The sequence below is a fragment of the Tenggerimyces flavus genome, from assembly GCF_016907715.1.
GTDB lineage: Bacteria > Actinomycetota > Actinomycetes > Propionibacteriales > Actinopolymorphaceae > Tenggerimyces > Tenggerimyces flavus.
This window is the reverse complement of the sequence record NZ_JAFBCM010000001.1, coordinates 3199469-3217378: the sequence shown is the minus strand read 5'-3', so window position 1 is coordinate 3217378 and position 17910 is coordinate 3199469. Positions and strand designations below refer to the sequence as shown.

Annotated in this window: 17 protein-coding genes; 4 read left to right on the top strand and 13 right to left on the bottom strand. The window is 68.5% G+C overall.

Translation table 11 applies throughout. From position 1 onward, the window contains the following. Nucleotides 1-39: 39 nt before the first annotated feature. The 3 genes from JOD67_RS15055 to JOD67_RS15045 form a co-directional block, all read right to left on the bottom strand. Nucleotides 40-1737, bottom strand: a complete 1698-nt coding sequence (locus JOD67_RS15055; protein ID WP_205118109.1) for a bifunctional metallophosphatase/5'-nucleotidase — start codon at nt 1735-1737, stop codon at nt 40-42. A 102-nt stretch (nt 1738-1839) separates the two neighbouring features. After that, entirely contained in the window at nt 1840-3435 is a 1596-nt protein-coding gene (locus JOD67_RS15050; RefSeq protein WP_205118108.1) for an FAD-binding protein, read from the bottom strand. 66 nt (nt 3436-3501) lie between these two features. Further along, entirely contained in the window at nt 3502-4272 is a 771-nt protein-coding gene (locus JOD67_RS15045) for an AraC family transcriptional regulator (RefSeq protein ID WP_239553855.1), read from the bottom strand. 55 nt (nt 4273-4327) lie between these two features. Between JOD67_RS15045 and JOD67_RS15040 the strand changes: the two genes are divergently transcribed. Beyond that, on the top strand, nt 4328-5317 hold the full coding sequence (locus JOD67_RS15040) for a zinc-binding dehydrogenase (RefSeq protein ID WP_205118106.1): 990 nt from the start codon (nt 4328-4330) through the stop codon (nt 5315-5317). Here JOD67_RS15040 and JOD67_RS15035 read toward each other — a convergent pair. The 4 genes from JOD67_RS15035 to JOD67_RS15020 form a co-directional block, all read right to left on the bottom strand. Continuing rightward, nucleotides 5314-6519, bottom strand: coding sequence for a homogentisate 1,2-dioxygenase (locus JOD67_RS15035; RefSeq protein ID WP_205118104.1), 1206 nt, complete (start codon nt 6517-6519; stop codon nt 5314-5316). The genes JOD67_RS15040 and JOD67_RS15035 overlap by 4 nt on opposite strands. 11 nt (nt 6520-6530) lie before the next feature. Then, entirely contained in the window at nt 6531-7907 is a 1377-nt protein-coding gene (locus JOD67_RS15030; RefSeq protein ID WP_307782400.1) for an MFS transporter, read from the bottom strand. A gap of 63 nt (nt 7908-7970) precedes the next feature. Next, nucleotides 7971-8456, bottom strand: a complete 486-nt coding sequence (locus tag JOD67_RS15025) for a hypothetical protein (protein WP_205118100.1) — start codon at nt 8454-8456, stop codon at nt 7971-7973. Next, a complete protein-coding gene (locus JOD67_RS15020; protein WP_205118098.1) occupies nt 8440-9180 on the bottom strand; it encodes a hypothetical protein in 741 nt (246 codons plus the stop codon). The genes JOD67_RS15025 and JOD67_RS15020 overlap by 17 nt, the downstream gene beginning before the upstream one ends. Nucleotides 9181-9255: 75 nt before the next feature. On the opposite strand from JOD67_RS15020, the gene JOD67_RS15015 reads away from it, so the two are divergent. Further along, complete coding sequence (locus JOD67_RS15015; protein ID WP_205118096.1) at nt 9256-10074, top strand: hypothetical protein; 819 nt, start codon at nt 9256-9258, stop codon at nt 10072-10074. Then, on the top strand, nt 10071-11228 hold the full coding sequence (gene fahA / locus JOD67_RS15010; RefSeq protein WP_205118094.1) for a fumarylacetoacetase: 1158 nt from the start codon (nt 10071-10073) through the stop codon (nt 11226-11228). The genes JOD67_RS15015 and fahA overlap by 4 nt, the downstream gene beginning before the upstream one ends. On the opposite strand, the gene JOD67_RS15005 is transcribed toward fahA, so the two are convergent. Together JOD67_RS15005 and JOD67_RS15000 are read right to left on the bottom strand one after the other, a co-directional pair. Beyond that, a complete protein-coding gene (locus JOD67_RS15005) occupies nt 11222-12475 on the bottom strand; it encodes an acyltransferase family protein (RefSeq protein ID WP_205118092.1) in 1254 nt (417 codons plus the stop codon). The genes fahA and JOD67_RS15005 overlap by 7 nt on opposite strands. Further along, nucleotides 12468-13331: an alpha/beta hydrolase gene (locus tag JOD67_RS15000; RefSeq protein ID WP_205118090.1), complete on the bottom strand. Its 864-nt coding sequence runs from the start codon at nt 13329-13331 to the stop codon at nt 12468-12470. Before JOD67_RS15000 ends, JOD67_RS15005 begins: the two co-directional genes overlap by 8 nt. A 174-nt stretch (nt 13332-13505) precedes the next feature. On the opposite strand from JOD67_RS15000, the gene JOD67_RS14995 reads away from it, so the two are divergent. Then, a complete protein-coding gene (locus JOD67_RS14995) occupies nt 13506-13904 on the top strand; it encodes a hypothetical protein (RefSeq protein ID WP_205118088.1) in 399 nt (132 codons plus the stop codon). A gap of 85 nt (nt 13905-13989) precedes the next feature. Here the strand turns inward: JOD67_RS14995 and JOD67_RS14990 are convergent, their stop codons facing one another. From JOD67_RS14990 to JOD67_RS14975, 4 genes are read right to left on the bottom strand one after another with little or no spacing between them, the layout of a single operon-like run. Beyond that, the gene (locus JOD67_RS14990; protein WP_205118086.1) at nt 13990-14814 is read right to left on the bottom strand and encodes an ABC transporter ATP-binding protein; all 825 of its coding nucleotides are present in this window, start codon (nt 14812-14814) and stop codon (nt 13990-13992) included. Next, complete coding sequence (locus JOD67_RS14985; protein WP_205118084.1) at nt 14811-15857, bottom strand: ABC transporter ATP-binding protein; 1047 nt, start codon at nt 15855-15857, stop codon at nt 14811-14813. The genes JOD67_RS14990 and JOD67_RS14985 overlap by 4 nt, the downstream gene beginning before the upstream one ends. After that, nucleotides 15854-16798: an ABC transporter permease gene (locus JOD67_RS14980; RefSeq protein WP_239553854.1), complete on the bottom strand. Its 945-nt coding sequence runs from the start codon at nt 16796-16798 to the stop codon at nt 15854-15856. The genes JOD67_RS14985 and JOD67_RS14980 overlap by 4 nt, the downstream gene beginning before the upstream one ends. A 13-nt stretch (nt 16799-16811) precedes the next feature. Beyond that, entirely contained in the window at nt 16812-17819 is a 1008-nt protein-coding gene (locus tag JOD67_RS14975; protein WP_205118080.1) for an ABC transporter permease, read from the bottom strand. Between the last annotated feature and the right edge of the window lie 91 nt (nt 17820-17910).

Sequence of the window (17910 nt, the reverse complement as noted above, 5' to 3'; positions counted from 1 at the left end):
CGATCCGGCATCCCCCGGACTTTCCCCCGACGACCGGCCTCAGGGCGTGACGACCACAGGCGCGCCATCCGCGACCAGCCGCCAGTCCACCGCGGCGAAGACGCCCGGGTCGATCGCCCCGACCTCGCGCACCCAGTCGATCAGCAGCTGCCGGATCTCCGCCTGCCGGTTGTAGAGCACCGGCGCCGTCGCGACATGCGGGAAGTTCCCGCCGCCGGACTGTCGGTAGTTGTTGATCGCGACCACGAACTCCTGGTCCGCGCGGACCGGCGCCCCGCCGTATGCGAGCGAGACGATCCGGTGGCCCAGCGGCCGGGCGATGTCGATGTCGTACGTCAGCCGCGCGTCGAGCCCCGCGACGATGTCGTACTGGTAGTCCGCCATGCCGTTCGCGTTCGTGAGCCGCTCCGGCGGGAACGGGCCTGGTCCGTCGACCTGATGGAAGTACTCCGCCGAACGTTCCAGGTACGACCGCAGCTGAGCGCCGGTCAGCCGGACCGCGAGCAGCGAGTTGTCGAAGACGTACAGAGCCGCGACGTCGCGCACGCTCACCTGACCCGCGGGGATCGACGCGGCGCGGTTGAACGGAGCGGCGATCGACAGCACCGGCAGCGAGCCCTCCGGCGTCCCCGCCAGCGCGGCCTTCACCGTCTCCGCCTGGACGAAGTTCACGAAGTCGATCGCCGCGGTGTCCTCGTACCGCGCGGTCGCCGCCGACATCGCCTCCTTGCAGGTCCCGACGACGGAGTTGACGTACGCGACGACCTTGTCGTGGTCGCCCTTCAGCAGCCGCACGATCTCCGGGTCCTCCGGCACGGAACTGCTGTCCAGGATGCTCGCGTGCTTGTCCAGCACCGACCAGCCGTCGGCGAGAGACCAGCGCAGGTCGAGGTCGATCACACTCAGCCGCTTGCCCCAGTACGCGGGCTCGGTGAGCAGCACCTTCGCGCCCGTCGTGACGTTCGTGACGAACCGTTCGGCGATCTCGGCGTGCTGGTGCCCGACCAGGATCGCGTCGATGCCGGGGACCTGCTGGGCCAACAGGATGCTGGCGTTCTCGGGGTACAGGATCGCGTCGCCGTACGAGGAGGACGTGCCGAGGCCGGAGTGGGCGGCGACGATCAGCACGTCGGTGCGGAGCCGCAGCCGCGGCACCCAGACGCGCGCCTGCTCGACCAGACCGGGGAAGCGCATCTGCCCCTCGACGTGCGCTTTGTCCCAGATCGCGATGCCCGGGTTGGTGAGCCCGAGGATGCCGACGCGGACCGGGCGCAGGTCGTCGCGCACACGGACGCTCTTGATCACGTACGGCGGGAACACCGGCCGGTCCGAGCTCCAGTCCAGCGCGTTCGCGCCGAGCAACGGGAACTCGAGCTGCTCCTGCCACGCGCGCAGCAGCGGGATGCCGTAGTTGAACTCGTGGTTGCCGAGCGCCGCCGCGTCGAACCCGATCGCGTTCATCGCCGCCGCCATCGGGTGGAGCTGCCGTTCGCTGGCCGGCTCGATCTTCGCGTAGTAGTAGGCGAGCTGCGTGCCCTGGATCGTGTCGCCGGCGTCGATCAGCAACGTACGTTGGGCACCTCGCTCGGCGCGGACCTCCGCGACGAGCGTCGCGATCTTCGCGAGACCGATCTCGTCGCCGTCGCGATCGTCGTACGCGCGGTTGTTGTAGTAGTCCCAGTTGAAGACGTTCCCGTGCAAATCGGTCGTCCCGAGCACGGTGAGCCGCTCCCGCATGGCCAGCTCCCTCGCCGTTCGGGCACCGTTGTTGCTGGCACCCTACGCGAGCACGAGGAGCGACCGATCCGTCACGACCTCGAGGTGTGAACGCCCTTCCCACTAAGGGAAGACGGCGATCCCGGGGGTGAGGATCCGGTCCGGGTCGTGCTGCGCCTTGAGCGCCTGCATGGTCGCGTAGCGGGAGCCGTATTGCTGTGCCCAGTCGGCGGCCTGCATCGGTGCCGCGCTGATCGGGTAGAGCGTCCCGCCGCCGGCTCGGGCGCGTTCGTAGATCTGCCGGTTGCGGGCGAGCTTCTCGGCGACGAAGGCAGTGTTGGGTCCGGGCAGCGGGGCCGAGGTGAGAACGTCGAACAGGTACACCCAGCCGCTCTGGGTGTCGGGCACGCGGAGGTTCGGCCGGGTGAGCTTGTCCCGCCGCTGCGGGAACAGCAGGCCGAAGCCGGCGAGGCCGACGTCGTCGAACGTGAGGTCGTTGAACGTGTCGATGACGAAGTCCTCGACCTCCTCGCCCGGCAGGAACACGTCGATCCACGGGTGCGGTACGCCGTTCCAGAGGCCGAGTCCCTTGAGCAGGTTGATCAGCTCGTCGACGCGCAGGACGTAGTCGGTGTAGTCGCGGTCGTACTGCTGGCGGAGCAGCCAGAGGTCGTTCATGCCGCGCAGCAGCCTGGCGCCGTTCGGTGGTGTGCCGGGCTCGTACGGGATGGCGAGGTTGAGCACGTACAGCCACGGTGTCGGCAGCGGCAGGGCAGGCACGGAGATGACCGAGCCGAGGCCGCGGGTGAGCGGCGACGTGAGCGCCTCGAGCAGCTGGAGCAGCTTGTCCAGCGGCGGCAGCAGCGGGGTGGGGTCGGCGGCGACCGCGAGCGCGGGCATCGCGACTTGCCCGTACGCATGGGGAATCTCGCCTCTGCCGAGGATCGTGCGGAGGTCCTTGAAGAACGTGCGGGGGTTCGCGTAGAGCAGGCTCCACTGCCGCATCTTGGTCGGCGCGGGGACGAGGTCGAGCTTCGCGCGGGTGATGATGCCGAACTGACCGAAGCCCGCGAGTACGCCCTGGAACAGGTCGGCGTTCACGGTCTCGGAGCACCACACGATCTGGCCGGCGCCGGTGACGACCTGCAGCTCGCGGACGCGGTCGACCTGCGCGCCCTCGATGCCGGTCGTGGCGATGCCGCCGACCGACAGCGTGCCGCCGACGGTGAGCTCGATGTAGCCGGTGAAGACCGGGCACGTCACGCCCTTCGCCGTCGTCTGGGCGAGCAGCGTCTTCCAGAGCACGCCGGCGTCAACGTCGGCGACAGTGGTGCCGATGCTGTGGATCGTGTCGAGCCAGCGGGTCTCGACGACGAGCCCGTTCTCGACGAGCGACTGGCCGTAGACGGAGTGCGCCTCGCCGCGGGGTGCGAGCTTCAGCCCGTTCTGGCGGCAGTACGCGACCATGCTGGCGATGTCCTGGGCGGAGCCGGGACGGAGGATGGCCCACGGCCGGTGATGAACGATGTTGCCCTCGTCGGTGCTGTCCGCCGCAAGATCGGCGTCGCCCATCACGACCACGCCGTCGAGCTGTGGCAACGGCGCGTACGTGCCCTTCGGAGCCGCCTGCGCTTCGCGTACCCACTGTCCGGTCGCGGTGTCGAAGCCCGCCACGACACCTGCCGCGATGACACCCTGGAGAAATCCGCGCCGCTTCATGCGACGTATTCCAGCATTCGGTGGGATCGCGAGGCATCCGTACGAATACGTAATTTCCGCTGTTTGTTACTGAGATCCGGCTCGGTATCGCCCCGGTGTGGTGCCGACGAGCTGGGTGAACGCGGCGATGAAGCTGCTCGGGTTGGCCCACCCGCACGCGCGGGCGACGTGGGTGGCGTCGTGGCCTTCGGCGAGCAGGACGAGCGCGTGCGAGACGCGGAGCTGGGTGCGCCACTCGTAGAAGGTCATGCCGAGCTCGTCGTGCAACAGCCGGCTGAGCGTGCGGGCGCTGGCGCCGATCGTCCTTCCCAGCTCGGCGAGAGGGGTGTTGTCCGCGGGTTCCTCGTACAGCTTCCGCGCGAGGGCTCGCAGCCGGTCGTCGCTTGGCTCGGGCAGCTGGAGTGGCTGCTCGTGCGCTTCTTGGAGCTCATCTATGAGTACGCGACGGACACGGTCGCGAGCTGTGCGGTCGTACTCGCGGGGGCTGGTGAGGCTGAGCAGGAGCTCGCGGGCGAGGTCGGAGGCCTTGAAGACGACTGGATGGTCTGGAATCCGCCGCGCGAGTGACGTTGGGACGACCTCGATCCGCATGTCGGTCTCGCCGTGCGCACGGTGGTGGTGCGCGAACCCGGCGGGGATCCAGGCAATGCGGTTGGCGGGGACGACCGACGTGCCGCGCTCGGTGTGGACGGACAGGACACCTCGGGCTGCGTAGACCAGGTGGCCACGGTCGTGGGAGTGCGCCGCGCTCGTACCGCCTGACGGCCACAGGTGCATGCCGCCGGACGGCCAGAGCTGCGAGCTCACTCCGGCCCAGGGTTGGCGGGCAACGGGCATAGGTTGGCATTTTACCGGTGGTCAGCCACGTCTTGAATGGGCGACAGTGGCATGCATGAGGACGACGATGCGCGCGGCGGTCTGTGTCGGAGCGGGTGGGCCGGAGGTGCTGGAGCTCCGGGAGGTGCCGGTGCCCGCGGTTCGTCCTGGCTGGAGCCTGGTCCGGGTCTGTGGCGCGGGCTTGAACCGGTCGGAGCTCCGGACCCGGCAGGGGCATTCGCCGAGCGTGGTCTTCCCGCGGGTGCTGGGGATCGAGTGCGTGGGGGTCGTGGCCGAGTCGACCTCTCCGCTGGTGGCGGCGGGGACGACAGTGGCGGTGGTGATGGGTGAGCTGGGGCGGGCGTTCGACGGCGGCTATGCGGAGTACGCGTTGGTGCCGAACGCGCTGCTGATGCCGGTCACTTCCACGTTGCCGTGGGAGGTTCTGGCCGCGTTACCCGAGACATACCTCACCGCGCAAGGATCCCTGGATACGTTCGGACTCATACCCAGGGATAGTGGCCGGCTGCTGATCCGCGGAGGAACATCGTCAGTGGGCATGGCAGCCGCGTCGATCGCCTCTGGCCACGGCATCGAGACGGCAGCCACGACCCGGCAGCACAGCAAGGTCGACGCGTTGACCGCGGCAGGCGTCGACCATGTCCTGGTCGACGAAGGCGAATCCCTGGAAGGGAGGGTGCATGCGATCTGGCCCGAAGGCCCCGACTTCGTGCTGGATCTGATCGGAGCTCGCACGGCGCTGAGCTCGCTGCAGCTGGTCCGTCGTGGCGGAACGGTCTGCGTGACGGGCTCGCTCAGCGGCTGGCTGATCCACGAGTTCGAGCCGATCGCGATGATCCCGTCCGGCACGAAGCTCACGTCGTTCCACAGCGACGACCTCAAAGGCAGCGCGGGCGCGCCCGTCCTGCAACGGATCGTCGACGAGATCCAGGCCGGCGCCTATCGGCCGAACGTGGATCGCGTCTTCGGCCTGGACGAGATCGTCGAGGCCCACCAGTACATGGAGGACAACCAAGCCACCGGGAAGGTGGTCGTCATCCCCTAACCGCCTGTGCGCCGACCCGCCCAGGTCCACGCGTACTCGCCGTCGTCGCTCTCCTGGCCCGCCTCGCCCATCTCCAACGGGCGGAACGTGTCGACCATGACCGCCAGCTCCTCGAAGCTCTCCGCCCCCAGCGACGCCTCGATCGCACTCGGCTGCGGTCCGTGCGCGTACCCGCCCGGGTGCAGCGAGATCGAGCCGAGCCCGATGCCGGAGCCCTTGCGGGCCTCGTAGTCGCCGCCGCAGTAGAACATGACCTCGTCGGAGTCGACGTTGGAGTGGTAGTACGGCACAGGGACCGCGAGCGGGTGGTAGTCGACCTTGCGCGGGCAGAAGTTGCAGATGACGAAGTTGTAGCCCTCGAAGACCTGGTGGACCGGCGGCGGCTGATGCACGCGGCCGGTGATGGGCTCGAAGTCCTCGACGTTGAACGTGTACGGGTACAGGCAGCCGTCCCAGCCCACGACGTCGAACGGGTGCGTCGCGTACGTCATCCGCGTGCCGACGATGCCGCTCGGCCCGTTGCCGCGGTGCTTCACGAGCACCTCGACGTCGGTGCCTTCGGCGACGAACGGTTCGGTCGGGCCGTGCAGATCGCGTTCGCAGTAAGGGGAGTGCTCGAGGAACTGCCCGTACCTGGAGAGGTAGCGCTTCGGCGGCGCGATGTGGCTGTTGGCCTCGATCGCGTACGCGCGGATGCCCTCGTCGCCGGTGGGGATCCAGCGGTGGGTGGTCGCGCGCGGCAGCAGCACGTAGTCGCCGGCACGAGCCTCGAGAACGCCGAAGACGGTCTCGACGCGAGCCGAGCCGGTCTCGACGTACACGCACTCGTCGCCGATCGAGTTGCGGTAGTACGGCGACTCTTCGCCTGCCCACACGTAGGAAATGCGGACGTCGCCGTTGCCGAGGAGGAGGCGGCGGCCGGTGACGACGTCGTTCGCCTTCCAGTCCAGGCCCTCGAAAAGCCCGTGCAGCTTGAGATGTCGCGGCGTGAGCGGGTGGTTCGCGGTGGTCGCGAGATCGGGCAACGTCCACACCTGGCTGTCGACGATCGCCGACGGAACGCCCACGTGGTAGAGCAGCGAGGCGTCGGAGGAGAAGCCCTCCTCGCCCATCAGCTCCTCGTAGTAGAGCTCGCCGCTGGGCTTGCGGAACTGGGTGTGCCGCTTGGGCGGGATCTGTCCGACAGCGCGGTAGTACGTCATGCCCCCTGAGGCTAGGACTTCGCCTCCGCCGAGTCGACCACCGCGCGCTCGCGTAGGACAGTTTGCACAGTCTCGATGTCCTTGGGGGACGTACGGGAGGCCAGCCAGTACATCACGCCGGTGGGGATGAAGAACGCCTGGAAGACCGCGAGGCCGAGCGCGAAGTTCAGCGGCGGGGGGAACGAGGACTGCAGCGCCCGGAAGATCACGCCGACGAGCCCGTTGCCCGCGGCGCGGCCGACGCCGTTCACCAGGTTGCCGAGGCTGAACACTGTGCCGCGGTGCTCGGGCGGGTTGACGTCGGCGACGAGCGCGTACCAGTTCGGCGCGTTCGCGGACGTCATCGCGAGGGCGAGCAGCGCGACGACGAAGCTGATGCCGATGACGGGGCTGGTGAAGATGCTCGCGAGAACGCCGAGCGCGATCGCGCCGCTGCCGCCGTCGGAGGGGACGTCGACGTCGAGCGGGAGGAAGAACAAGATGACGTAGAACGGGATGCCGGCGAGGATGCCGATGCTCGCGACCATCGCCCTGCCACGCGGCGTACGTCGTTGGAGCCGGTCGCCGACGAGGCCGCCGAGGATGGAGAAGACGCCGCCCAGTTGGAAGAGCGTGGCGAAGATGCTGCCGATGACGATCGCGACCTCGGTGGTGTAGCCGAGGGCTTCGGCCTTCGCTTGGAACAGTCTCGGCAGCCAGACGAAACTTCCGAAGACGAGCTGCGCGGTGAAGCCCTGGAGGATCAGCCAGACGTTGGTACGTCGTCGCGCGATGCCCTTGAGGTCGTGGGTGCTGATGCGGTGGTCGTACTCCCCGCCGGCCTCGAAGATCTTCTGGAGCTCCGGCTCGCTCTCGCCGCGCTTGATGTCGGCGGTGAAGACGTACGCGGCCGTGGCCACCAGGCCAACGACGGCGAGGACGACGAACGGCCTCCCCCAGTCCCCCGCCCCGAGCACGCCGCCGAGGAGAGTGCCGGCGAGCGTACCGACGCCCTGGCTGAGGCCCCAGAAGCTCATCACCAACCCGCGGCGCTTGGGCGAGATGAGGTCACTGACGACCGAGAACCCAACGCTCGCCACCGCGCCAAGCCCGATCGAGGCAAGCACCTGGGCGGCGAAGAACGCTGGATAGCTGTCGGAGATCGCCGTAGCCGCGGCACCGGCGGCCCAGAGGATCGTGCCGATCATCAGCAGGGGCTTGCGGTTGAACCGGTCGCCGAAGTACGCCCAACCCACACTCGCGACCGCAGCCACCAAGATGCTGCCCGCGGTGACGCCGCCGATGGCGGCTTCCCGGACCCCAAGGTCGTTCGAAATGGGGCTGTAGAGAGGTGGAACGAGCCCAATAGTCACGTTGTCCAGGCTGGCGAGCACGATGAACACAACCACGCTATAAACGCGCCGCGCCCCACCCGGTGTGCTCACCGGGACATCCAAGCAGACAGGGTTTGCTCAGACGTCGGGGTAGGCGTCCACGACTCCCCGCACATCCCCATCGATGTGGTCCCGCGCCTTCGCGATCAGCTCACGCAGGGCGTCGTAGAGACCGAGGTAGTCGAACAGGTCGGCCATCCGATACCAGTCGAGCGAGTCGAGCTCGGGATCCTCGGACTCCAGCCGCTTGAACGCAGCCGGCGGAACGATCTCCCTGGCATGGTGGTACGCGAGTCGCCCGAGCAGCTCCGCGACCGCGCCGAAGTCACCGTCGTTTCCTGCGAGGATGACCAGGTCGTCGACCAAGGCGACAGTAAACTCTGTCGAGGTCGTCCCCAGATACCGCAGGGTCTGACCCTTGAGCTTCAGCTTCCAGAGCGCGGCGCGGTACGTGCGCACGGCTTCGTCCTCATGACCACGTAGGTTCGTCCGGCGCCGAACCTGCTCGTACAGGTCGCGGATGTCCGCGAGGAGCGGTTCATACAGATCAGCGGTTTCCGTCATTGCCTCTTCTTCCCCTCGGAATGCTGTCGGCGTATTCCCACGGCAGGGCTGCGACCCGTTCGGAGAACTCGGCCGCCGTCATCGCCTCTGTCGCGTAGATCGTGCGATGGCCCCACTTGTGCGGGGCGTCCGGGGAGACGTCCTTCCCGTCGCGGTGGATCGCCAGACCCGATCCCTCGGGAGGCTGAAAGTCGACCGGCAGCCGGTGGTACGGACCGTTCATCCCCACGTCGGGATGCCGGGGATCGATGAACGTCGACGCGCCGGGCACGATGTCAGCTGGGCTCGTCGGCGCATAGGGTCCGACGAGCTTGTCCCACGAGTCGATGCCCAGGTCCCTGTCCCTCACCGGCCCAGCGCGGCTCTTGTTGCCGAAGCGGTGGAGCTGTTCGGGGTCGCGGTGCTCGGCGGCTGGGGCGGGGCGGTCGACTTCGGCCGCGAGCTTCTCGGCGTCCGAGGGCTCGAAACGGTCCTTCGACTCCGCCCGGATCTTGGCACCCAGGGCCACGAGAGTGGGTCGATCGGGGAGCTGGGCGGCAGGTTCCGCACGGCTCTCGCGCGGCTCGAGGTGGTCGCGCGGGTCGTACGTCGGCGTCGCGGGGTCGAAGGACTTCGCGTCGGCGACCGCGTCCACCTCCTTGGTCCGGCCCGCGTCGATCGGCGCGCGCGCATCGGGCGGCCGGTCGTCGGGACGGTCGCTGGCTGGGTCGCGGAGCTCGGACATCGCTACTGATCATGCCTCAGCCAGCGACGCAAGGTCACGATGTCCACAGGGCGACTTCGCCCTAAGCTCGGGCGCATGGTCAGCCCGCTGTTCACTCGCCTGATCGACGACGCGGCGATGTTCCCGCCGGGGAACGCGCCGCTCGGCGAGGCCGTTCCCGGGCACGCCGCGCACCGAGGGGCGGCGTACGGGGAGCTGGTCGGCCCGTTCCTCGTCTCCGACCAGCGGCTGCCCGACCTCCAGCCGCCCACCGACCTGGCCATCGGCGTGATCGTCAGCGGCGGCGCCGGCGCGATCGGGCCGGCCCTCACGTGGGCGAGCCGCATGGCGAACGTCCAGGTCAAAGCCGTCGAGGCCGCGCTCAGGGACGAGCCCGAGCTGGCGAGGAACGCCCGCCGCGTCACGATGGCGTACGACCAGGCGAGGCAAGACGGCACCCTGCAAGAGCACGCACACGCCTACATCGAGGTCCCGAGGCTGTACGGCTGGCAGGACGCGCTCGACGTCCTCGCCGAGACCGGCGACCGCGCCAAGCTTCGCACCGGCGGCGACAGCCCTCCCACCGAGCAGGAGCTCGCCGACTTCATCGAGGCCTGCCTCGACCGCGAGCTCCCGTTCAAGCTCACCGCCGGCCTCCACCACGCCGCCCGCAACACCACCGACAGCACAGAGCAGCACGGCTTCCTCAACGTCCTCCTCGCCACCCGCCACGCCCTCGACGGCACCAACCCCACCGAGGTCCTCGCCGAACGCGACGGTACGGTCCTCGCCGAACAAGCAGAAGCTCTCGACGACGCGGCAGCGAAATCCACGCGCCGCTGGTTCACCTCGTTCGGCTCGTGCAGCATCGCCGAACCCGTCGACGACCTCAGAACGCTAGGACTCCTCCGATGAGCTGGGTTCCAGGAGCCGCTGGCTCGCCGTTCGGCATCGACAATCTCCCGTACGGCATCTTCGACCACGGCGACCAACCCCGAGGCGGCGTCGCGATCGGCGAGTACGTCCTCGACCTCGCACCCATCGCGGACGTCTTCGAAGCCCCGACGCTCAACCCTTTCCTCGCTCAGGGCAGAGCGGCCTGGCGAGAGGTACGAGCCCGCATCACCGAGCTCCTCACCGACGAAGCGCACCGCGACCAGCTCACCCTCTTCCCCCAGAACGAAGTCACCATGCACCAGCCGTTCGACGTCGCGGACTACGTCGACTTCTACGCCTCCGAGCACCACGCCTCCAACCTCGGCAGGTTCCTCCGCCCGAACGAGCCCCCGCTCCTCCCCAACTGGAAGCACCTCCCCGTCGGCTACCACGGCCGCGCCGGCACGATCGTGGCGTCGGGCACGCCGGTCGTCCGCCCGCAGGGCCAACGCAAAGCCGACGACTACGGCCCCAGCCAGCGGCTCGACATCGAGGTCGAGGTCGGCTTCGTCGTCGGAACGCCAAGCCAGCAAGGAAGTCGCGCCACCGTCGACAGCTTCGAGGACCACGTCTTCGGCATAGTCCTCGTCAACGACTGGTCCGCAAGGGACCTGCAGGCCTGGGAGGGGCGCCCGCTCGGACCGTTCCTCGCCAAGTCGTTCGCCACCTCGATCAGCAGCTGGGTCGTCCCGCTCGACGCCCTCCAAGATGCCAAGCTTCCCAAGCACACTCAGGACCCCGAGCCATTGCCCTACCTCCAGGGCGAAAACAACGCCAGCTACGAGATCGACCTCGAGCTCAAACTCAACGGGACACCCGTCTCACGGCCGAGGTTCCGTGACCTGTACTGGACACCGGCCCAGATGCTCGCCCACCTCACCGTCAACGGAGCGAGCCTCCGCACCGGCGACCTCTTCGCCTCCGGAACGGTGTCCGGCCCGACCCGCGAGGAGTGCGGCTCCTTCTACGAGCTGTCGCTCGGCGGCACCGACCCGCTCACCCTCCCCGACGGCAGCGAACGCACGTTCCTGCACGACGGCGACGAGGTCACGATCACCGCCACGGCACCCGGCCCGAACGGCGTCCGCATCGGCTTCGGCGAGGTGAGCGGGACGATCCAGCCCGCTCAGTAGAGCACCGCGAGGTACCCGACGAACCCGGCCGTGAGCACCACGGCCGCCAGCTTGCCGGTCCGCCCGAACCCGGTCCAGGGACCCTCGAACCGCCGTACGGCAAGCACGATCAGCCCCAGCACTACCGCCAGCACCGGCAGCCACACGACCCGCGCCGCCAACCAGCCGAGGCTGTCCGGCGTCGCGGTCAGCCCCGCCACACCCGCGCCGCCGATCGCTCCGCCCGCCAGCGAGACGAGCACGAGCGGCACCTGGTGCCAGCAGAAGATCGTCATCGCGGACAGGTTCACCAACGCCGTCCCAGGCCACAGCCCGCGCCGGCGTTCGAGCAGCGCCTTCACGCGCCGGTGCAGCAAGATCGCGGCCCCGGACTGCGCGGCGGCGAGCGCGAGGACGAGCAGCGACGGCGGGTGCGCGTTCGTACGAGCCTCGCCGGGTACGCCGACCATGCTCATCGGGTACTCGAAAACGCCGACCAGCAAGGCGAACAGCGCCACGCCACCGCCGAACAGGACCCACGCCGTCCGCCTGTCAATCCGTCCTTGCGCCCACGAGACACCGAGCTGGAACGCGAACAGCCACCCCGGCAACAGGTTGATCATCCCGATCCACGACGGCATCGACGACGCGAACGGCCCGTACCGCAGCACATCCACCACGGCCACCGTGACGATCAACGGCAGCGCGGCGAACACCCCCAGCCGACGCGACGCCGCGAAGGCGTACGGAGTCAGCGCCGTCACCACCCCGTAGATCGCGATGAACCACAAGGGCTGGACGAACAGCACGAGCCACGTCCGCAGCGACCCGGTCGGCACGCCCGTGAACGCCAACACCGTCAGCGCCAGAGCAGACAAGGCGACGCCCGCGATCACCGGGCGGCCGAGCCGGACGAAGCGGGCCTTCAACCAGTCCCAGTACGTCGACCCGCGTCCACTCGACCGGGTGTAGCTCAGTGCGGCCGAGAATCCCCCGACCAGGAAGAACAAACCGAGCATCTGCAGGAACCAGCTCGCGGGCGCCAGCGCCCCCAGAGTCCGCAGCGGCGACGAGATCTGCAGGCCCTCGGCCGTGAGAACCAGCGCCCCGACCAGCCAGTGCCCGACGATCACACCGAGCGTCGCGAGCGCGCGGTAGCCGTCGATCGCGCGGTCCCGCGAGGCAGGAGTCGCCTCGTCGACCTTCGCGACGTACGCCGACCAGCCGGAACGTCGCCGGGGCCGCGGGCGCGTGAGGACGTCAGCCATGGGTCTCACCCTTCGAGGATGCGAGCGTCACGTCGGCGTACCGGCCGAGCACGATCCGCGCCATATTCGCCAGCGACTCCGAGCCGGGCTGGTAGTAGCTGCCGTGACCGGTGATCGTGCCGGTCGAGAACACCCGGGCACCGAACTCCGGCGAGGTCGGACTCGGCCCGTGTCCGAGGCCCAGGACTCGCACGTTCGGGACGAACTGGATCGGGTCGTCGGCCGTACGCGCCGCCCACACCCGCGCCGAGGTCTCCAGCGCGGCTGCGGAGGGCGCGTCCATGCCCGGACTGCCGATCGCGATCAGGTTCTCTGCCTTGGCCGCCTTCGCGGCGAGCCCGCACGTCACGCTGCCGTAGCTGTGGCAGATCAGCGAGACGTCGGCCTTGGCCGGCAGGATCTTCGTCAGCCGGACGAGGTCGCGCGCGCCCAGCTCGGCGCGCTCGGACCGGACGGCCGACAGGTTGATGACCTCCGGGGTGTCGTACCCGACCCAGGCGACGACCGCGGTCGGTACGTTCGGCGCGGTGCGGCGCAGCTCGGCCAGCAGGGCCTTGGCATTCCGCCGCGGCGAGGCCGTGGAGGGGCTGTTGGTGAAGTCGGCGAGCGACGGGCCACACCCGGGAACGAGCACCGCGATGCGCTTCGCCTTGTCCAGTTCGCCGAACGCCTCGACGACCCGCCCGTCGCCACTCGGATCGAGCGCGAGGAGCTGCCGGCCGTCCACGACGCTGGCCTGGTACCGCAAGGCGCCGAGCTCGGGATGCGGGTCCAACGCCGAGACGTACCCGACTCCGCTGCCCGTCCCGAAGGCGAGCGTCCCCACCAGCGCGAGTGATCTCAGTCTGTTTCTCACATCACATAACGCTAGGAAGTTACGCCTGACCAGCACATCCGGCTCAGCCCCGGTTTCGTGCTGGTGTTACCCCCACCCTTAGGGGGATCTCCCTGAGCCTGGAGTGCTACCGAAGGTTGACCGATGTACGCCAACGGGCTGGGGTTCGAGGTACGCGGTCGTAGACTCCGGATCATGAGGAGGGTCGCGCTAGCCGTCGCCGCGTTCGCCGCTGTCTTCGCGTCGAGTGGCTGTGGCGCGGTGGGTTGGGCGACGCAGGTCGCGGACCAGCCGGCCGCCGCCGAGGCCTCGCCGCAGGTGCCCGACGGCGCGGAGTCGCTGCAGCAGGCGGCCGACAAGCTGAGCGCCGGCGACCACGCCTGGGCCGGAGCGAACAAGGCCCGGATCGTGTCGGTCTATGCCGATCTGGTCAACAACCGCGTCAAGGTCCTCGTCAGCGCCGGTACGAACGCCAACGCCGTCACTGTCGCGGCGAAGAAGGCCACCGGCCTCGCCCCGGTCGTCGAGGCCGCACCCCAGCGAGCCGCCAGCAAACCGCAGACCCCGGCACCCTGCTCCTGCCTGCCCAAGTAGCCAGCGCGCAGGGGCCGAGGTCGTTTGAATGAAGGTCACCTTCATTCAATAGGTTCGTATGAAGGGACCCTTCATTCAAACCGCGTCAGTCGAGGATGTTCTCGTGCAGCTTGGGCACGTCCGCGAGCAGCTTCTTCGTGTACTCGTGCTGCGGGTTGAAGATCACGTCGTCCGTCGGTCCCTGCTCGACGAGCTCGCCCTCGCACATCACCAGCAGCCGGTCGCTCACGTAGCAGGCCTGGCCGATGTCGTGGGTGATGAACAGCACCGTCATGTCGAAGTCGCGGCGCAGGTCACCCAGCACGTTCAGCACGTTCGCCCGCAACGAGGCGTCCAGCATCGACGTCGCCTCGTCCGCCACCAGGATCCGCGGCTGCATCATCAACGCACGCGCGATCATCACCCGCTGGCGCTGCCCACCGGACAGCTGATGCGGCCACTTCTCCAGGACGTCGGACGAATGCAGCCCGACATGGCCGAGCGCCTCGGCCATCCGCGCGTTCGCGGCATCGGCCGACAGCCCGCTGTCCGAGAGCAGCTTCTGCGACCGCTGCAAGAGCCGCTTGACTGTGAAGAACTGGTTGAACGCGCTGAACGGGTCCTGGAAGACCGCCTGCACATCCCGCCAGTACTCGCGAAGATCCTTGCCGCCAAGGGCAGTGACGTCGCGCCCGTCGAGCGAGATCGTCCCCGATGTCGGGTCGAGCAACCGCAGTACGAGCCGCGCCAGCGTCGACTTGCCGCTGCCGCTCTCCCCCACGATCGACACGACTTCCTTGTGGCCAACGGTGAACGACACGTCCTCGACGGCCTTCACCACGTTCGCTCCGTGCCCGAAGTGCCGCGAGACCTTGGACACCTCGAGCAGCGGCTTCGCCTGCGGAGAGCCGTTCCCGGACACCGCGGTCATCCCGCCACCTCCGACACCGACAGCACCGACTTGCCCGGGTTGCTCTGCGACCACCAGCACGCGGAGAAGCGACGCTCGTCGCCCACCTCCGGCGGATCCTCCTCGCTACAGATGTCCATCGCCAACGAGCATCGCGGGTGGAATCGGCACGCCTTCGGGGGGTTCGCCAGGTTCGGCGGCGAGCCCGGGATGCCTGCCACCCGGCGACGCCGGACCTGCGGCTCGGGTACGAGCACCGAGTTCAGCAACGCGCCGCTGTACGGATGCCAAGCCCGGTTGATGATCTCCTGCGCCGCGCCGATCTCGACGACCTTGCCCGCGTACATGATCGCGATCCGGTCCGCGACCGTGTTCAGCACCGGCAGGTCGTGCGTGACGAAGATGACGCCGGAGATGATCCGCTGCTCGAGCATGTCGCGCAACATCTCGATCAGGATCCGCTGCGAGGACACGTCCAGTGCCGACGTCGGTTCGTCGGCGATCAGCAGCTTGGGGTCGAGCAGTGTCGACAGTACGGTCACCACGCGCTGCTTCATGCCGCCCGAAAGCTGGTGCGGGTAGTAGTCGAGCACGCGCGGCGGAAGACTCAACTGGGTCAGCCTTTGGCGCGCCCGGTCGATCGCTTCGGACCGCTTCGCTCCGGGCTCGTGGGCCCGGATCACGTCGTACGCGAAGTCCCGAATGCGCAGCGTCGGGCTGATCGAGTTCATCGCACCCTGCGGCAGCAACGACACGACCTTGCCCCGCCAGAGCCTGGGCGGCTCCTGGCCGGCGCCGAGCCGGAGGATCTCGCCCTCGACCTCGAGCTCGCCCGACTTCACGTACAGCGGCGGCCGGTGCGTCAGCGACAGCACCGCGCCGAGCGTCGACTTGCCCGAGCCCGACTCGCCCGCGATGCCGAGGACTTCGCCTTCTCGCAGGTCGATCGAGACGTCGTCGACGGCCATGACCTCGGTGTCGCCGCCGGTGCTGTACGCCGCGCGCAGACCGCTGGCGCGGAGCAGGCTGCCGGTCGTCGTACCCCACGTCGTCGTCGCGCTCATCGACCGACCTCCACGTCCGTAGCCTCGGGCGCCCCGGTCGCGGCGGCGGGTGGCGCACCGGCGCCGACGGGTGCCGCGCCACCGGCGAGCGGGATGGTCTGCCGCGGCCGCTTGGCCGTCGTTCCGCGCCGCAGCCGCGGGTTGAAGACCTCGTCGAGGCTGGACTGCAGCATCAGCAGCGTGAACGCGATCAACGTCAGCAGCAGGGTCGGCGGAACGAACGCCCACCAGGCACCTGTGCGTACCGCTTCGTTGGCGATCGCCCAGTGCAGCATGGTGCCGAGCGACGTCGTGTCGCTCGGGCCGAGACCGAGCAGGCTCAGCCCCGCCTCGGCGAGGATCGCGCCCGCTACGTGCAGCACGAACGCCATCGCGATGTACGACATCAGGAACGGCAACACGTCGAACGTGATCATGCTGAGGTTGTTCACGCCCGACAGCTTCGCGATGTCGATGTGCTCGCGCGTTCGTACGCTGCTCGCCTGCGCGCGGACCGCTCGCGCCGTCCATGGCCAGCTCGTCACGCCGATGACGATCGCGAGCGCGACAGCGCTGCGCGTGCCCAGCGCGATCGAGAGCAGGATCAGCACGACGATCGTCGGGATCGCGAGCAGGACGTTCGTGATGCCCATCAGGGCCTCTTCGAGGATCCCGCCCCGGAAGCCCGCGATCAGGCCGATGACGACGCCGATCAGGTTGGCGATCGCGCCGGCGACGAGGCCGATCACGAGCGACGTCCGAGTGCCGTACATCAGGTTGATGAAGACGTCGTGGCCGAGGTTGTCCGTGCCGAGGATCGCCTCGCCGGACGGCCGGTCGTACAGGCCACCGACGGTTTGTCCCAACTGGCCATGGAAAAGCACGGGTCCGAGGAACCCGAACAGGACCATGAGCAGGACAGCGACAGCCGCGACCCAGAACCTTGGGGTGAAGCGGATCATTCGCATCGTCAGATCACCGCTCTCCTGCCCGGGCCGCGCGGATCCGCGGATCGACGAACGCGTAGGCGATCTCGACCGCGAAGTTGGCTATCAGCACCGCCACAGCGATGAGCAGTGTGATCGCCTGGATCACCGGATAGTCGTTCGTACTGATCGCGTTGAACAACAGACTACCGATGCCGGGGTAGCCAAACACCAGTTCGGTGATGAGAGCCCCGCCGACGAGCGTGCCGACGGACAGGGCCAGGCCGGTGACCTGGGGAAGCATCGCGTTCCGGAAGATGTAGCGGACGATCCGGTTGTCCGGGAGGCCCAGGCCGCGGCTGTAGTTGACGTAGTCCGAGCCCAGCTCGTAGATCGCCATCGACCGCATGCCGACCGCCTGTCCGCCGATGAAGATGATCACCAGGGAGAAGAACGGCAGCCAGTAGTGCTGTAAGACGTCGGTGAAGAACGGTATCGAGAGCTCCGGAGTCGCGCCGAACTCGTACGCGCCGCTCGCCGGCATGATCGGCCACCACACCGCGAGCAGGTAGAGCAGGATCACGGCGAGGCAGTAGTACGGCATGCTCGACAGGAACAGCGAGCTGAGGAACGCCCCGCGATCGAGCCAGCCGCCCTTGAACGCGGCGATCGCGCCGAGGGCGTTGCCGACGATCCAGCCGATCAGGATGGCGGGCAGCTGGATCGCGATGCTCCACGGCAGCGCGTCCGCCATCAGGTTCGTCACCGGCGTCGGGTAGAGCGAGAACGACGTCCCGAGGTCGCCTTGCAGCAGGTTGCCCACGTAGATGACGAACTGCTCGAAGATCGACTGGTTGAGGCCGAACTCCTGGACGAAGTGCTCGTGGATGCGCTGGAGCGTCTCGCCCTGCGCGCCGCCCCGGCCGAGCTGCGCCACGATCGCGTCGACCGGGTTGCCCGGGATCAGCCGTGGCAGAAGGAAGTTGAGCAAAACCGCCGCGATCAACGCGCCGAGATACCAGAGCGTCTTGCTGACCAGGTATTTCCGGAGACCCATGTCACCTGCCCTTTACCCGTCTGGAGCGTGGAGAGAGGCTGGCGCCCAGAAGTGTCATGAGCGCCAGCCCCAGCTTTAGGCCGTGTCTTGC

Coding starts and splice junctions, on each gene's coding strand:
- JOD67_RS15025 (WP_205118100.1), bottom strand. CDS start 8,456: ATGACGGAAACCGCTGATCTGTATGAACCGCTCCTCGCGGACATCCGC.
- JOD67_RS14985 (WP_205118084.1), bottom strand. CDS start 15,857: ATGAGCGCGACGACGACGTGGGGTACGACGACCGGCAGCCTGCTCCGC.
- JOD67_RS15015 (WP_205118096.1), top strand. CDS start 9,256: ATGGTCAGCCCGCTGTTCACTCGCCTGATCGACGACGCGGCGATGTTC.
- JOD67_RS15040 (WP_205118106.1), top strand. CDS start 4,328: ATGAGGACGACGATGCGCGCGGCGGTCTGTGTCGGAGCGGGTGGGCCG.
- JOD67_RS14975 (WP_205118080.1), bottom strand. CDS start 17,819: ATGGGTCTCCGGAAATACCTGGTCAGCAAGACGCTCTGGTATCTCGGC.
- JOD67_RS15050 (WP_205118108.1), bottom strand. CDS start 3,435: ATGAAGCGGCGCGGATTTCTCCAGGGTGTCATCGCGGCAGGTGTCGTG.
- JOD67_RS15035 (WP_205118104.1), bottom strand. CDS start 6,519: ATGACGTACTACCGCGCTGTCGGACAGATCCCGCCCAAGCGGCACACC.
- JOD67_RS15055 (WP_205118109.1), bottom strand. CDS start 1,737: ATGCGGGAGCGGCTCACCGTGCTCGGGACGACCGATTTGCACGGGAAC.
- JOD67_RS14990 (WP_205118086.1), bottom strand. CDS start 14,814: ATGACCGCGGTGTCCGGGAACGGCTCTCCGCAGGCGAAGCCGCTGCTC.
- JOD67_RS14995 (WP_205118088.1), top strand. CDS start 13,506: ATGAGGAGGGTCGCGCTAGCCGTCGCCGCGTTCGCCGCTGTCTTCGCG.
- JOD67_RS15020 (WP_205118098.1), bottom strand. CDS start 9,180: ATGTCCGAGCTCCGCGACCCAGCCAGCGACCGTCCCGACGACCGGCCG.
- JOD67_RS15045 (WP_239553855.1), bottom strand. CDS start 4,272: ATGCCCGTTGCCCGCCAACCCTGGGCCGGAGTGAGCTCGCAGCTCTGG.
- fahA (WP_205118094.1), top strand. CDS start 10,071: ATGAGCTGGGTTCCAGGAGCCGCTGGCTCGCCGTTCGGCATCGACAAT.
- JOD67_RS15005 (WP_205118092.1), bottom strand. CDS start 12,475: ATGGCTGACGTCCTCACGCGCCCGCGGCCCCGGCGACGTTCCGGCTGG.
- JOD67_RS14980 (WP_239553854.1), bottom strand. CDS start 16,798: ATGATCCGCTTCACCCCAAGGTTCTGGGTCGCGGCTGTCGCTGTCCTG.